Source organism: Brevibacterium ihuae, assembly GCF_900184225.1.
GTDB classification, from domain to species: domain Bacteria; phylum Actinomycetota; class Actinomycetes; order Actinomycetales; family Brevibacteriaceae; genus Brevibacterium; species Brevibacterium ihuae.
Window position 1 is genome coordinate 364,175 of sequence record NZ_FXWZ01000002.1, and the last position, 14,275, is coordinate 378,449.

A 14,275-nucleotide genomic window follows, 5' to 3' on the forward strand; every position below is an offset into this window, starting at 1 on the left:
GGTCATCCTTTCGCAACGGTGAGCGCCTCGTCCGCGGCCGCCACGACCGCGTCCGCGGTGATGCCGAACTCGGTGTAGAGGCGCTGGTAGTCGGCGGAGGCGCCGAAGTGCTCGAGGGACACTGCGCGCCCGTGCGAGCCGAGGTAGCGGTGCCAGCTCATCGCGGTCGCGGCCTCGATGCTCACGCGGGCGGTGACGGCCGTGGGCAGGACGGACTCGCGGTACTCCGCGGGCTCGGCGTCGAACCACTCGTGGCTCGGCATCGACACGACCCGCACGCGGGTGCCGCGCTCGGTGAGCGTCGCCGCCGCCTCGAGGGCGATGGCGACCTCGGAGCCCGACGCCATGACGATGACCTCGGGCTCGCCCGCGCAGTCCTGGAGGACGTACCCGCCGCGCGCCGCCTCGGCGGCCGGGGCGAGGGTCTCGCGATCGAGGACCGGGACCGCCTGCCGGGTGAGGATGAGGCCGGTGGGGCCGTCGGTGCGGTCGAGGATCCGGCGCCAGGCCACCGCGGTCTCGTTCGCGTCGGCCGGGCGGACCACGTCGAGCCCGGGGATCGCGCGGAGCGCACTCAGGTGCTCGACGGGCTGGTGGGTCGGTCCGTCCTCTCCGAGCCCGATCGAGTCGTGGGTCCACACGAACACCGTCGGCAGCTGCTGGAGGGCGGCGAGCCGCACCGCAGGGCGCTGGTAGTCGCTGAACACGAGGAAGGTCCCGTTGTACGGACGGGTCGGGCCGTGGAGGGCGATGCCGTTGCACACGAGTCCGGCGGCGAACTCGCGGATGCCGAAGTGGATGTTCCGTCCGTACGGGGTGCCGGAGAACATCTCCGAGCTCCGGTCGGTCGGGAGGAAGGACGGCTCGCCCTTGATGAGGGTGTTGTTCGATCCTGCGAGGTCGGCGGACCCGCCCCACAGCTCCGGCAGGAGCGGGGCGAGCGCATTGATGACCTGGCCGGAGGCGGCGCGGGTGGCGATGCCCGTGGCGGACGCCTCGAACACCGGCAGCGCCTCGTCGAGGCCCGCGGGCAGCTCCCCCGCCTGCAGGCGGTCGAGGAGTGCGGCGCGCTCGGGCTGCGCGGTGCGCCAGGCGGCGAAGCGCTCCTCCCAGTCGGCGTGCGCGCGGGCACCCCGCTCGCGGACTCCGCGGGCGTGCTCGAGGACGGCGGGGTCGACGAAGAACTGCTCGGCCGGATCGAAGCCGAGGAGCTCCTTCGTCGCCGCGATCTCCGTCTCGCCGAGGGCGGCGCCGTGCGAGGCACCGGTGCCCTGGGCGGTGGGGGCGGGCCACGCGATGATCGTCGAGAGGCGGATGAACGAGGGACGGGGGTCCCGCTGGGCGGCGTCGAGCGCGGCGGCGAGCGCGTCGATGTCCTCCCGGTACTCCGTGCGCCCTTGGGTGAAGTCGACGTGCTCGACGTGCCAGCCGTAGGTGGCGTAGCGGGCGCTCGTGTCCTCGGTGAAGGCGATCGAGGTGTCGTCCTCGATCGAGATCCGGTTGTCGTCCCAGATGACGATGAGGTTGCCGAGCTCCTGGGTGCCGGCGAGCGAGGACGCCTCGGAGGACACGCCCTCCTGGAGGTCGCCGTCGGAGGCGAGCACGTAGATGCGGTGGTCGAACACCGATTCGCCCGCCGGGGCGTCGGGGTCGAGGAGGCCGCGCTCGCGCCGGGCGGCCATCGCCATGCCGACGGCCGAGGCGAGGCCCGAGCCGAGGGGGCCGGTGGTGATCTCCACCCCGGCGGTGTGCCCGACCTCCGGGTGCCCGGGGGTGAGCGATCCCCACTGGCGCAGCTCCCGGAGATCATCGAGCTCGAGGCCGTAGCCGGAGAGGAAGAGCTGGACGTACTGCGTGAGGCTCGAGTGCCCGGCGGAGAGCACGAAGCGGTCGCGGCCGATCCACGTCGGATCGGCCGGATCGTGGACCATGGTGTGCTGGTACAGCGTGTAGGCGACGGGCGCGAGGCTCATCGCGGTGCCCGGGTGACCGTTGCCGGCCTTCTGAACGGCGTCCGCAGCGAGCAGACGTGCGGTATCGACAGCCGTGGTGTCCTTCGCGGACCAGGTCACAGGGCTCATGGCAGGGCATCTGTCCTTCAGCTCGGGGGTCGTCGTCACCGACTCTACCGGGTGGTCCGCAGTGTGCGGAACCGCGGCGGCGGAAGTGGAAATAAACCTGGTGAGCGGTAGGATGGTGGGAATCCTTCGCACAGGTGTCCAGAGGAAGAGATCGCCCCGACGTGAGCAGTGAACAGCAGCATGCGACCGGATCCGTCGAGCGGCCGCTGCAGCGGACCATCGACGAATCCCGGATCCAGTCCCGCGCCGGCGGCCGCAGCCGGTTCATGGCCTTCGTCGCGCTCACCAAGCCCCGGGTGATCGAGCTCCTCCTCGTCACCACCGCGCCGGTGATGTTCCTCGCCGCGCAGGGCATGCCGAACCTCGGCCTCGTCCTCGCCACCCTCGTCGGCGGCTCGGCGGCCGCCGCCTCGGCCTCGGTCTTCAACTGCATCCTCGACCGCGACATCGACGCGAAGATGCGGCGCACCGAGAACCGTCCGCTCGTCACGGGCGAGGTCACGCTCCGCGAAGCGGTGATCTTCGCGTTCGCGCTCGGCATCGGCTCGATCTTCTGGATGGGCGGCTTCACCAACTGGGTCGCCGCCGGCCTCACCGCCGTCGCGATCCTCCTCTACGTCGTGTTCTACACGATCATGCTCAAGCGCCACACCGCGCAGAACATCGTGTGGGGCGGGGCCGCGGGCTGCATGCCGGTGCTCATCGGCTGGTCGGCGGTCACGGGCTCGCTCGCTTGGGAGCCGCTCATCCTGTTCCTCGTCGTGTTCTTCTGGACGCCCCCGCACTACTGGCCGCTCGCCATCAAGTACAAGGCGGACTACGACGCCGCCGGGGTGCCGATGCTCCCCTCGAAGGTGCCGCCCACGACGGTCGGCCGGCAGATCCTCGTCTACGGCTGGCTGATGGTCGCCGCGAGCCTCGCCCTCATCCCCGTCGCCCCCATGGGCCCGCTCTACATCGCCGTCGCCGTGCTCTCCGGCGCGTGGTTCATGTACCTCTGCTACGGGCTGACCTCCCGCGCGAAGCAGGGCTTCCAGGGCACCCAGCTGCGGGCCATGAAGGTCTTCCACGGCTCGATCACCTACCTGTCGGTCCTCTTCCTCGCGATCGCGATCGACCCCTTCGTCAACCCGTTCGTCTGAGGCTCCTTCCGGCTCTCCCGCCGTCCCGATAGCATCGGGGGATGGAGATGTCGACGAAGGATTTCTGGGAAGACCGGCTCGCCTCCGACTGGACGGAGACCGGAGTCGGCTATCGCGCCCTCGGCAAGGCCTTCAACGTCTGGATGTACCGCGTGCGGCGCGAGGTGTTCCTCGCGGAGATGGAGCGCGCACCGCTCGACATCCCCGCCTCCGCGGTGTTCGACATCGGCTCCGGAACCGGCTTCTACGTCGATCTGTGGCGCGAGCTCGGCGCTCCCTCGGTGACCGGCTCGGACATCACGTCGTCAGCCGTGCGGAACCTCCGCGAGCGCTTCCCGGACGAGGAGTTCCACGTCTTCGACGCCGCGTCCCCCGAGCTCCCGGTGGCGGCCGGATCGTACGACATCGTGTCCGCGATGGACATGCTCTTCCACATCACCGATGACGCCGGGCACGCGCAGGCGCTCCGCAACGCCGCGGCACTGCTCCGCCCCGGCGGCCACTTCGTCTTCAGCGAGAACTTCCTCTTCGGTCCCGAGCAGCGCGGACCGCGCCAGGTCAACCGCTCGATGCACACGATCGAGCGGGAGCTCGCCGCGGCCGGCCTCGAACCGATCCGGCACACCCCGATGTTCGTCCTCATGAACGCCCAGGTCGACGCCCAATGCCTGCGGCGCCGCGCGTGGGCGGTCGTCATGCGCTCCCTCGTCGCCGCGGGCCTCGGGGGACTCGCCGGACGGCTCCTCCACCCGCTCGAGCTCAGGCTCGTGCGCTCGCGCACCGAGGGACCGAGCACCGAGCTCATGATCTGCCGGAAGGTCGGGGAGCCGCAGGGCTAGTCGTCGAGGTCGTCGAGCGAGCCCCCGGCGGCGAGCTGGGCGGCATGGAGCTCGGCGTAGGCGCCGCCCCGGGCGAGGAGCTCGGAGTGGGAGCCCTGCTCGACGATGTCGCCGTGGGCCATGACGAGGATCGTGTCGGCGTCGCGAATCGTCGACAGCCGGTGCGCGATGACGAAGCTCGTCCGCCCCGCGCGCAGCGACTGCATCGCCTGCTGGAGGAGGAGCTCGGTCCGGGTGTCGACCGAGGACGTCGCCTCGTCGAGGATGAGCACGGCGGGCTTCGTGAGGAAGGCCCGCGCGATGGTGATGAGCTGGCGCTCTCCCTGCGACAGGTTCCCGCCGTCGTCATCGATGACGGTGTCGTAGCCCTCGGGCAGGGTGCGCACGACGTGATCGACGTAGCACGCCTCGGCCGCCGCCACGACCTCCTCCCGGGTGGCCCCGGGCTTGCCGTAGGCGATGTTCTCCTCGATCGTCCCGCCGAACAGCCACGTGTCCTGGAGCACCATGCCCATGTGGGAGCGGAGCTCGGAGCGGCGCAGGTCCGCGATGTCCACGCCGTCGAAGGTGATCCGGCCGGAGTCCACCTCGTAGAACCGCATGAGGAGGTTGACGAGCGTCGTCTTCCCCGCCCCGGTGTGGCCGACGATCGCCGTCGTCGTGCCCGGTGCGGCGCGCAGGCCGAGGTCGGTGATGAGGGGTGCGTCGCGGGAGTAGCCGAAGGCGACGTGCTCGAAGGCGATCTCCCCGCGCGGGCGCTCGGGCAGGGTCGCGGTGCCGGTGTCCGGGGTCTCCTCCGGATAGCCGAGGAGCTCGAACACGCGCTCCGCGCAGGCCGCCGCGGACTGGAGCTGCGCCGCCATGCCGCCGAGCTGCGCGAGCGGCTGGGAGAACTGGCGGGAGTACTGGATGAATGCCTGCACGGTCCCGAGCCGGAGCTGGCCCGAGGCGACCTGGAGGGCGCCGACGACCGCGATCCCGACGTAGACGAGGTTCCCGATGAACTGCATCGCCGGCATCATGAGCCCGGAGAGCATCTGGGCGGAGAAGGAGGCCCGATAGACGTCGTCGTTCTCCGCGTCGAAGCGCTCCTTGGTCACCCGGTCGCGGCCGTACACGGTGATGAGGTCGTGACCGGTGATCGACTCCTCGACGCGGGAGTTGAGGACGCCGGTGGCCTTCCACTGCGCCTGGAACTGGCGCTGCGAGCGGATCCCGAGGAGGCCGATGACGAGCGCGGTGAGCGGCACGGTGATGAGGGTGACGAGCGTGAGCTGCCACGACAGCGCGAACATCATCCCGAGGACGCCGACGACGGTGAGCAGGCTCATGACGATCTGCCCGAGCGACTCGCTGAGCACCTGGTTGAGGTTGTCGAGGTCGTTCGTCAGCCGGGAGAGCACGTCGCCGCGCTTCATCCGGTCGAAGTGCGACAGCGGGAGCGCATGGATCTTCGACTCGACGTCCTCGCGGAGGCGGTACATCACGCGCTGGACGACGGAGTTGAGGATCCGGCTCGCGACGAACATCACCAGAGAGCCGAGCAGGTACACCGCGAGGGTGAGCAGGAGCGTCCGGCCGAGCGCGGCGAAGTCGATCCCGCCACCGGGCACGATCTCCATCGCGGCGACCATGTCGGCCATCGTCGTGTCGCCGGCGGCGCGGAGGTCGGCGACGACCTCGGCCTGGGACCGGCCGCCCTCCATCCGGCCGGACACCCAGCCCTCGTAGACGAGGTTCGTCGCCTGTCCGAGGACGAGCGGGCCGAGCACGGTGAAGACCATGCCGACAGCGTTGAGGACGATGGCGCCGACGACAGCGAGGGTGAAGGGCCGGAAGCGTCCGAGCAGGCGCCTCATCGTCGGCCCGAAGGCGCGGGCCTTGGCACCCGGTGCATCCTCCATCGACATCTCAGACCTCCTCTCCGGTCGCCGCGGCGGCCTGCGAGTCGATGATCTCCCGGTAGACCGGGTTCGACTCCGCGAGCTCCGCATGGGTGCCGAGGCCGACGATCCGGCCCTCGTCGAGCACGAGGATGGCGTCGGCGTCGCGCGCGGTCGCGATCCGCTGGGCGACGATGATCATCGTCGCGTCGACGTCCCGGGCGAGGGCGGCGCGCAGCGCCTTGTCGGTCGCGGTGTCGAGGGCGGAGAACGAGTCGTCGAAGACGAGGATCCGCGGACGTCCGACGAGTGCGCGGGCGATCGCGATGCGCTGCCGCTGGCCGCCGGACAGATTGGTGCCGCCCTGGGTGAGCTCGTGGTCGAGCCCGTCGGGGAGTTCGCGGACGAAGGTCGCCTGCGCGGTGTCGAGAGCGGCCCACATCGCGGCCTCGTCGGCGTCGGGGGCGGCGAACCGCAGGGTGTCGGCGATGGTCCCGGAGAACAGGTACGCCTGCTGCGGGACGAAGCCGGTCTGTGCGTGGAGCACCGCGGGATCGAGGTCGCGGACGTCCGCGCCGCCGACCCGCACCGTTCCGGTGTCGGCGTCGATGAGCCGCACGATGAGCGCGGCGAGGGTGGTCTTGCCCGATCCGGTGGCCCCGACGATCGCGAGCGTCGAACCGGCGGGGACCCGCACGTCGATGTCGCGCAGCACCGTCTCCTCGGCCCCCGGATAGCGGTACCCGACCCCGGAGAGCTCGACCTCGCCGGGTGCAGGGGTCTCCGTCCGGGTGCCGGAGAAGTCGATCGTCACCGGGGAGTCGACGACCGCGAGGATGCGACCAGCGGAGACCGCGGCGCGCGGGATCATCATCGCCATGAAGGAGGCGATCATCACGCCCATGAGGATCATGAGGAGGTACTGGATGAAGGCCATGAGAGTGCCGACCCCGAGCGTGCCGGCCTCCACCTCGAAGGCGCCGAACCAGACGACGGCGGCCGACGCCGCGCCGATGATGAACATCACGAGCGGGAACATCAGGGCGAACAGCCGGCCGACCCGGAGATTCGCGTCGGTGACCGCGCGGTTGGCGTCCCCGAAGCGCGCGGCCTCGGCGGGTTCGCGGACGAAGGCGCGGATGACGCGGATCCCGGTGAGCTGCTGGCGGGTGACCGAGTTGAGGGCGTCGATGCGCTCCTGCATGACGGCGAAGGACGGGACCATGCGGGAGACGAGGAACGCCATGACGACGCCGAGCACGACGACGGTGACGACGACGATCCACGACAGCCGGAAGCTCTCCGCGAGCGCCATGACGATCCCGCCGAGCGCCATGAGCGGGGCCATGACGAGCATCGTGGCGCTGAGCACGACGAACTGCTGGACCTGTCGGATGTCGTTGGTGTTGCGCGTGATGAGACCCGCGGCGGAGAAGCGGGACACGTCCTGGTGGCCCATGTCGACGACGTGGTGGAAGACGTCGCGGCGGAGGTCGCGGGCGGCGGACATCGCGCACTTCGCCCCGCAGTAGATCGCGATCCCGTTGCACACGAGCTGAGCGACGGCGACGACGACCATCCAGCCGCCGTAGGCCCACACCGTCGGGACGTCGCCGCGGGCGACGCCCTCGTCGATCATCCGTGCGTTGAGCGTCGGGATGAGGAGCAGACCGAAGGACTGGAGGGCCTGGAAGACGACGACGCCGACGATGAGCCCGCGGTAGTCGAGGAGGTAGCGGCGGAGGAGCGCGAGAAGAGGCACCCGGACATTCAAGCAGACGGGGGCGCCGTGCGCTCACCGGTGACGCTCAGGAGGGGCGTGGAACGCCTCACACCGTCTGATGGACCGCCCGCGGGGAGTCCGGGACGGCGGTCGCCGGCAGCGGATCGCGGCGGTAGCAGGCGTCGACGACGACGACGGCCCCGGCGATGACGAGGCAGGCGCCCGCGAGGTGGAGCGCGACGGCGGCGACCGGCAGACCGGTGAAGTACTGGAAGTAGCCGATCGCCCCCTGCGCGGCCTCGACGAGGAGGAGGACGGTGAGCGCACGGGAGAGCTCGGGAAGCCCCTGCCGGGCGGACAGGATGCGGGCGAGGATCGTGGCGCCGATGAGCAGCCACACCGGGATCGCATGGAGGCGGGAGATCATCACGGTGTCGAGGCCGTTGCGGGCGCTGATGACGTCGCCGGCGTGCGGGCCGGCCCCGGTGACGAGGACCCCGAGGAGCACGACGACGACCATGAGACCGCCGATCGTCCAGCACAGGCCGCGGAGCAGCGGCGAGCCGAGCGGCCGGGGGTTCCGACCGGAGTCCGCGGTGCGGCGCACGAAGTAGGCGGCCGCGCCGACGGCGACGGCCGAGGGGATGAAGTGGGCGGCGACGATCCACGGGTTGAGCTGGGTGCGCACGGTGAGACCGCCGAGGAGCGCCTGGAACGGGACCACCGCGGTGAGCCAGAACGTCAGCCGGAAGAGGTCGGGGCGGGACTTCCGGAGCCGCCACAGGAGCACGAGGATCGCGACGCCGAGGAGCCCGAGCGCGACACCGAGGAGCCGGTTGCCGAACTCGATGTAGCCGTGGATCCCCATCTCCGGGGTATTGACGAGCGAGTCGTCGGTGCACATCGGCCAGGTCGGGCACCCGAGCCCGGACCCGGTGAGCCGCACGAGGGCGCCGGTGACGATGATCGCGGACTGGGCGAAGAGCATGACCCAGGCGGCGATGCGGACGAGCCGGGTGACGGTGGCGGGCTGCCAGCGGGAGCCGGCGGGCGGTGCGGAGGGTCCGGAGGCGGTGGTCGTCATGTCTCCCAGTGTCTCATCTTCCGTCGAAGTCGAACCAGCGGCGGGCCGCCAGCAGCCCGAGCACCGTCCAGGCGAGGAGGACCGCGAGGGCGCGGAGGTCGACCGCGCCGTCGAGCACGGCGGCGCGCATCGCATCGCCGAGGGCGCCGGAGGGCGTGAAGCGCACGAACGCGCCCCAGAGGCCGGCCTGGGCGACGACGAGTCCGCCGACCGCAGCCATGAGCACCCAGAGGAGATTGGCGAGGGCGAGGGTCGCCTCGGCGCGCAGCGCACCGCCGAGGACGAGGCCCCAGGTGAGCATGACGGCGGTGCCGAGCAGGCCGGCGAGGCCGACCGCGAACGGGTCGACCGGGGCGTCGAGGCCGAGCACGAGGGCGATGACGGCGATGAGCGCGAACTGGACGAGCACGACCGCGAGGACGGCGAGCAGCTTGCCCCAGATGAGCCCGGAGGTTCCCAGCGGCGTGGTGGCGAGCTGGCGGAGCACGCCGTAGCGGCGGTCGAAGCCGGTCGCGATGGCCTGACCGGTGAAGGCGGACGAGGCGATCGCGAGGCCGAGCACCCCGGCGGCGGCGACGGCGACGGGGGAGCGGCCCCCGGTTCCGATGCCGAGGACGTCGAGGATGCCGGTGAGCGAGAGCCCGAGGAGCACGATGATCGGGAGGACGAGCGAGAGGAGCAGCTGCTCGCCGTTGCGGAGGATCCCGCTGGCCTCGAACCGGGCCTGGGCGAGGATCCGGCGGTGCGCGGGCGCCGCGCGGACCGGGCCGCGTGCGGCGTGGTCGGGCGTGCTCATCGCAGGCTCCTCCCGGTGAGCTCGAGGAAGACGTCGGCGAGCGTCCGGCCGTGGAGCGAGAGATCGGTCACGCGCACGCCGTGCTCGGCGAGCACGGCGGTGAGGCCGGCGAGCTCCGCAGGGCCGAAGTCGCCCGACACCGTGAGCACCTCCCCGCCGCCGGCGCCGTGCTCGCGCACCGCTCCGAACCGTGCGAGGGCGGCCGCGAGGCCGGCGGGAGCAGGCGCGGCGAGCCGCATCCGGACGCTGTGCGCACCGTCGGAGGCGGCGGTGAGCTCGGCCGGGGAGCCCGCGGCGATGACGCGGCCGTGGTCGATGATCGTCACGGTGTCCGCGAGCTGCTGGGCGTCGGCCATGTCGTGCGTGGTGAGGACCACGGCGACGCCGTCGGCCCGGAGCTCGCCGACGACCTCGCGGACGACGAGGGAGGCCTGGGGGTCGAGTCCCGCGGTCGGCTCGTCGAGGAACACGAGGCGGGGGCGCCCGATGAGAGCGGCGGCGAGGCCGACGCGCTGGCGCTGTCCACCGGACAGCCGGCGGATGGTCCGGTCGGCGTACGCGGTGATGCCGAGCCTCTCCGCGATCGCGTCGACGTCGAGCGGGTCGGCGTACATCCGGGACAGGTGGCGGAGGGCGGCGAGCGGGCGCGCCGACATCGGCAGGCCCCCGTCCTGGAGCATGACCCCGGTGAGCCCGGCGGTCGCGGTGTGCTCGGCGACCGGATCCCGCCCGAAGATCCGGGCGGTCCCGCGGGTGGGGCGGAGGAGCCCGACGGCGCACGCGATCGTCGTCGACTTGCCCGCGCCGTTGGGTCCGAGGACGGCGTGGACGCGACCGGGCTGAGCGATGAGCGAGATCGACTCGAGGGCCGGCACGGACCGGTAGTCGAAGCCGAGCGCTGAGAGCTCGAGGGGTGCTGTCGTCACGGTCGTCCATCCTAGCCGGGCTGAGGCTCGCCTTCGTTGACAGCGGAATAGATTACGCAACAATCGTCTTGTAGAAGTCACGGGCACATCGCCGCGAAGCCGAGCACGAGGAGGAGCACCATGACGTCGCGCGCCATCGCACGCTCCGAGGACGCCCGCACGCGCCAGCGCGTGCTCGCCGCCGTGCTCGACATCGGTCCGGTGAGCGCCTCCGGCGTCGCGAAGGTCATGGACCTCACCGCCGCCGCGATCCGGCGTCACTTCGACGCCCTCGAGGCCGACGGCCTCATCGAGGTCCGGAAGCTCGCCGGGACGCGGACCGGCCGCGGCCGCCCCGCCCGGCAGTACGTCGTGACCGCGGCCGGGCACGAGGCGATCAGCCACACCTACGACGACCTCGCCGTCGACGTCCTCGGCTTCGTCCAGCGCCGGGCCGGTCGCGGTGCGGTCGCCGAGTTCGCGGCCGAGCACGCCGCGGAGCTCGGCGAGCGCCTGCGCGGCCGGATCGAGCGCCGCGGGACCACCGTCGTCGGGCGCGCCCGGGAGCTCGCCGGCGCGCTGTCGGCGGAGGGCTTCGCCGCCTCGGCCTCGCCGGTCGCGGTGGGCACCCCGCTCGAGGCGATCCAGCTGTGCCAGGGGCACTGCCCGATCCAGCACGTCGCCCAGGAGTACCCGGAGTTCTGCGAGGCGGAGCTCCAGATGTTCGCCGACTACCTCGACGTCGACGTGCGCCGGCTGTCCACGCTGGCGCACGGCGACCACGTCTGCACCACGCACATCCCGACCTCGGTCCTCAACCGTCCGTTGATCGACCAGACCGACCGCAACCAAGGAGGCTCACGGTGACCGACACCACCGAGACCAACCCGATCCTCGAGGCCAATCCCGAGCTCAAGGACATCGGGAACTACGCCTACGGCTGGCACGACGCCACCGATGCCGGGGCCGCCGCGCAGCGCGGACTCAACGAGGACGTCGTGCGCAACATCTCCGCCCTCAAGGAGGAGCCGGAGTGGATGCTCCAGCGCCGCCTCAAGGCCCTCCGCCTGTTCGAGAAGAAGCCGATGCCCACCTGGGGAGCGGACCTCACCGGGATCGACTTCGCCGACATCAAGTACTTCGTGCGCTCGACCGAGGGTCAGGCGCAGTCCTGGGAGGACCTCCCCGAGGACATCAAGAACACCTACGACCGGCTCGGCATCCCGGAGGCGGAGAAGCAGCGCCTGGTGGCCGGCGTCGCCGCGCAGTACGAATCCGAGGTCGTCTACCACAAGATCAACGAGGAGCTCGAGCGCCAGGGCGTGATCTTCCTCGATACGGACACCGCGCTCAAGGAGCACCCGGAGCTGTTCGAGGAGTACTTCGGCACGGTGATCCCGTCCGGCGACAACAAGTTCTCCGCGCTCAACACCGCCGTGTGGTCGGGCGGATCCTTCATCTACGTCCCCAAGGGCGTCCACGTCGAGATCCCGCTCCAGGCGTACTTCCGGATCAACACCGAGAACATGGGGCAGTTCGAGCGCACGCTCATCATCGCCGACGAGGGCTCGTACGTGCACTACGTCGAGGGCTGCACGGCGCCGATCTACAAATCGGACTCGCTCCACTCGGCCGTCGTCGAGATCATCGCGAAGAAGGACGCCCGCGTCCGCTACACGACGATCCAGAACTGGTCGAACAACGTGTACAACCTCGTGACCAAGCGCGCGATCGCCGAATCCGGCGCCACCATGGAGTGGGTCGACGGCAACATCGGCTCGAAGGTCACGATGAAGTACCCCGCGATCTGGCTGACCGGCGAGCACGCCCGCGGCGAGACCCTGTCCGTGGCCTTCGCCGGCACCGGCCAGCACCAGGACACCGGAGCCAAGATGGTCCACGCGGCCCCGAACACCCATTCGTCGATCGTGTCGAAGTCGGTGGCGCGCAACGGGGGACGGGCCGGCTACCGCGGACTCGTCCACGTCCATCCGGGCGCCAAGGGCGCCTCGAACACCGTGCTGTGCGACGCCCTGCTCGTCGACAACGTGTCGCGCTCGGACACCTACCCCTACATCGACATCCGCGAGGACGACGTGTCGCTCGGCCACGAGGCGACGGTGTCGAAGGTCAGCGCCGATCAGCTCTTCTACCTCATGAGCCGCGGCCTCGAGGAGACCGAGGCGATGGCGATGATCGTGCGCGGCTTCATCGAGCCGATCGCCCGCGAGCTCCCGATGGAGTACGCCCTCGAGCTCAACCGGCTCATCGAGCTGCAGATGGAGGGCGCGGTCGGCTGATCCGCGCCGCCCCGCCCCCTACCGCCCCCGACCAGGAGAGAACCCTTCCATGACAGACACCGTGCAGGCCGCTGCCGAGGTCCAGGTGCCCATCGCATCCCGCAGCGAGCGCACCCGGAGCTTCGCAGTCGCCGATTTCCCGCAGGTCACCGGCCGCGAGGAGGAGTGGCGCTTCACCCCCACCGCGCAGCTGAGCGATCTGCTCGACGACGCCGCGGGCTCCGCCCGCCTGAGCTACACCCAGGACCTGCCCGAGGGCGTGACCGTCGAGACCATCGACGCCGACACCGCCCGCGGAATGGGCATCATGGCCCCCGAGGACCGGCCCGCCGCGATCGCCGCGGCCCGCGCCCCGGAGGTGCTCCACTACGCGATCGCCCCCGGCGCCGAGCTGTCCGAGGCCGTCATCGTGCACGCCGACGGCACCGGCACCGGTGCGGCGCACGGCCACGTGCTCCTCACCGTGGGAGACAACGCCCGTGCGACCGTCGTCGTCGAGCACGAGGGCGCCGCCCGGTACTCCGAGCTCGTGTCGATCGTCGTCGGTGCCGGCGCCCAGCTCACCTTCGTGTCGCTGCAGCTGTGGGAGGACGGCTCCGCCCACCTCGGCCAGCACGACGCGATCGTCGGCAAGGACGCGCAGTACACCCACATCGCGATCTCGCTCGGCGGCGACGTCGTGCGGCTCAACTCGAACGTCCGCTACGACGGGCCGGGCGGCGACGCGCGCCTCCTCGGGCTGTACTTCGCCGACGCCGATCAGCACCTCGAGCACCGCACCTACGTCGACCACAACACCCCGCAGGCGGTGTCCGACGTCATGTACAAGGGTGCGCTCCAGGGCACCGATGCGCGCAGCGTGTGGATCGGCGACGTCCTCATCCGTCCCGAGGCGATCGGCATCAACACCTACGAGCTCAACCGCAACCTCGTCCTCACCGAGGGCGCCCGCGCGGACTCCGTGCCGAACCTCGAGATCGAGACCGGCGACATCGAGGGTGCGGGCCACGCCTCCTCGACCGGCCGCTTCGACGAAGAGCACCTGTTCTACCTCATGAGCCGCGGCATCGACGAGGTCGAGGCCCGGCGGCTCGTCGTGCGCGGGTTCTTCAACGAGGTCATCCAGCAGATCCGCGTGCCCGAGATCGAGTCGGTGCTCGCCGAGCGGATCGAGGACGAGCTCGCCCGGAGCATGATGTGACCGAGCTCGCCGCCTGCGCCGCCGACGCCGTGGCCCCCGGCGAGGCGATCCGCGTCGTGCTCGACGGCCGCGAGATCTGCATCGCCCGGACCGACGACGGCGCCGTGCACGCGATCGACGACCTGTGCACCCACGGCGAGGTCTCCCTCGCCGAGGGGGAGGTGTCCGGCTGCTCGATCGAGTGCTGGCTCCACGGCTCCGCCTTCGACCTCCGCTCCGGCCGACCACTCACCCCGCCGGCCTTCGAGCCGGTCGCCGTCCACCCGTGTGCGGAGCGCGACGGCATGATCTACGTCGACCCCACCAGCCCTGAACAGTAAG

Annotated in this window: 12 protein-coding genes; 6 read left to right on the forward strand and 6 right to left on the reverse strand. The window is 71.1% G+C overall.

What is annotated here, in order from left to right; translation table 11 throughout:
* Positions 1–2 precede the first annotated feature (2 nt).
* The gene (gene tkt / locus C1A17_RS01615; RefSeq protein WP_101650088.1) at positions 3–2,081 is read right to left on the reverse strand and encodes a transketolase; all 2,079 of its coding nucleotides are present in this window, start codon (positions 2,079–2,081) and stop codon (positions 3–5) included.
* Positions 2,082–2,242: 161 nt separating this feature from the next.
* Here tkt and C1A17_RS01620 point away from each other — a divergent pair, with 161 nt between their 5' ends.
* A complete protein-coding gene (locus C1A17_RS01620) occupies positions 2,243–3,223 on the forward strand; it encodes a heme o synthase (RefSeq protein WP_101650090.1) in 981 nt (326 codons plus the stop codon).
* Between the two features lie 41 nt (positions 3,224–3,264).
* A complete protein-coding gene (locus tag C1A17_RS01625; protein WP_219618232.1) occupies positions 3,265–4,062 on the forward strand; it encodes a class I SAM-dependent methyltransferase in 798 nt (265 codons plus the stop codon).
* On the opposite strand, the gene C1A17_RS01630 is transcribed toward C1A17_RS01625, so the two are convergent.
* From C1A17_RS01630 to C1A17_RS01650, 5 genes are all read right to left on the reverse strand, one after another.
* On the reverse strand, positions 4,059–5,972 hold the full coding sequence (locus C1A17_RS01630; RefSeq protein WP_245873371.1) for an ABC transporter ATP-binding protein: 1,914 nt from the start codon (positions 5,970–5,972) through the stop codon (positions 4,059–4,061). The two genes, C1A17_RS01625 and C1A17_RS01630, sit on opposite strands and share 4 nt — an antisense overlap.
* Position 5,973: 1 nt before the next feature.
* The gene (locus tag C1A17_RS01635) at positions 5,974–7,707 is read right to left on the reverse strand and encodes an ABC transporter ATP-binding protein (RefSeq protein WP_101650104.1); all 1,734 of its coding nucleotides are present in this window, start codon (positions 7,705–7,707) and stop codon (positions 5,974–5,976) included.
* Positions 7,708–7,774: 67 nt separating this feature from the next.
* The gene (locus tag C1A17_RS01640) at positions 7,775–8,752 is read right to left on the reverse strand and encodes a COX15/CtaA family protein (protein ID WP_101650106.1); all 978 of its coding nucleotides are present in this window, start codon (positions 8,750–8,752) and stop codon (positions 7,775–7,777) included.
* 13 nt (positions 8,753–8,765) lie between these two features.
* Positions 8,766–9,548, reverse strand: coding sequence for an ABC transporter permease (locus C1A17_RS01645; protein ID WP_101650108.1), 783 nt, complete (start codon positions 9,546–9,548; stop codon positions 8,766–8,768).
* A complete protein-coding gene (locus C1A17_RS01650) occupies positions 9,545–10,474 on the reverse strand; it encodes an ABC transporter ATP-binding protein (RefSeq protein WP_101650110.1) in 930 nt (309 codons plus the stop codon). Before C1A17_RS01650 ends, C1A17_RS01645 begins: the two co-directional genes overlap by 4 nt.
* A gap of 120 nt (positions 10,475–10,594) precedes the next feature.
* Here C1A17_RS01650 and C1A17_RS01655 point away from each other — a divergent pair, with 120 nt between their 5' ends.
* From C1A17_RS01655 to C1A17_RS01670, 4 genes are read left to right on the forward strand one after another with little or no spacing between them, the layout of a single operon-like run.
* A complete protein-coding gene (locus tag C1A17_RS01655) occupies positions 10,595–11,320 on the forward strand; it encodes a helix-turn-helix transcriptional regulator (protein ID WP_101650112.1) in 726 nt (241 codons plus the stop codon).
* Positions 11,317–12,753 carry a Fe-S cluster assembly protein SufB gene (gene sufB / locus C1A17_RS01660; protein ID WP_281258654.1) on the forward strand — a complete coding sequence of 479 codons (1,437 nt, stop codon included), beginning with the start codon at positions 11,317–11,319 and terminating at the stop codon, positions 12,751–12,753. The genes C1A17_RS01655 and sufB overlap by 4 nt, the downstream gene beginning before the upstream one ends.
* 49 nt (positions 12,754–12,802) lie before the next feature.
* Entirely contained in the window at positions 12,803–13,954 is a 1,152-nt protein-coding gene (sufD, locus tag C1A17_RS01665; RefSeq protein WP_101650114.1) for a Fe-S cluster assembly protein SufD, read from the forward strand.
* Positions 13,951–14,274, forward strand: a complete 324-nt coding sequence (locus C1A17_RS01670; RefSeq protein WP_101650116.1) for a non-heme iron oxygenase ferredoxin subunit — start codon at positions 13,951–13,953, stop codon at positions 14,272–14,274. The genes sufD and C1A17_RS01670 overlap by 4 nt, the downstream gene beginning before the upstream one ends.
* Position 14,275: the final 1 nt, after the last annotated feature.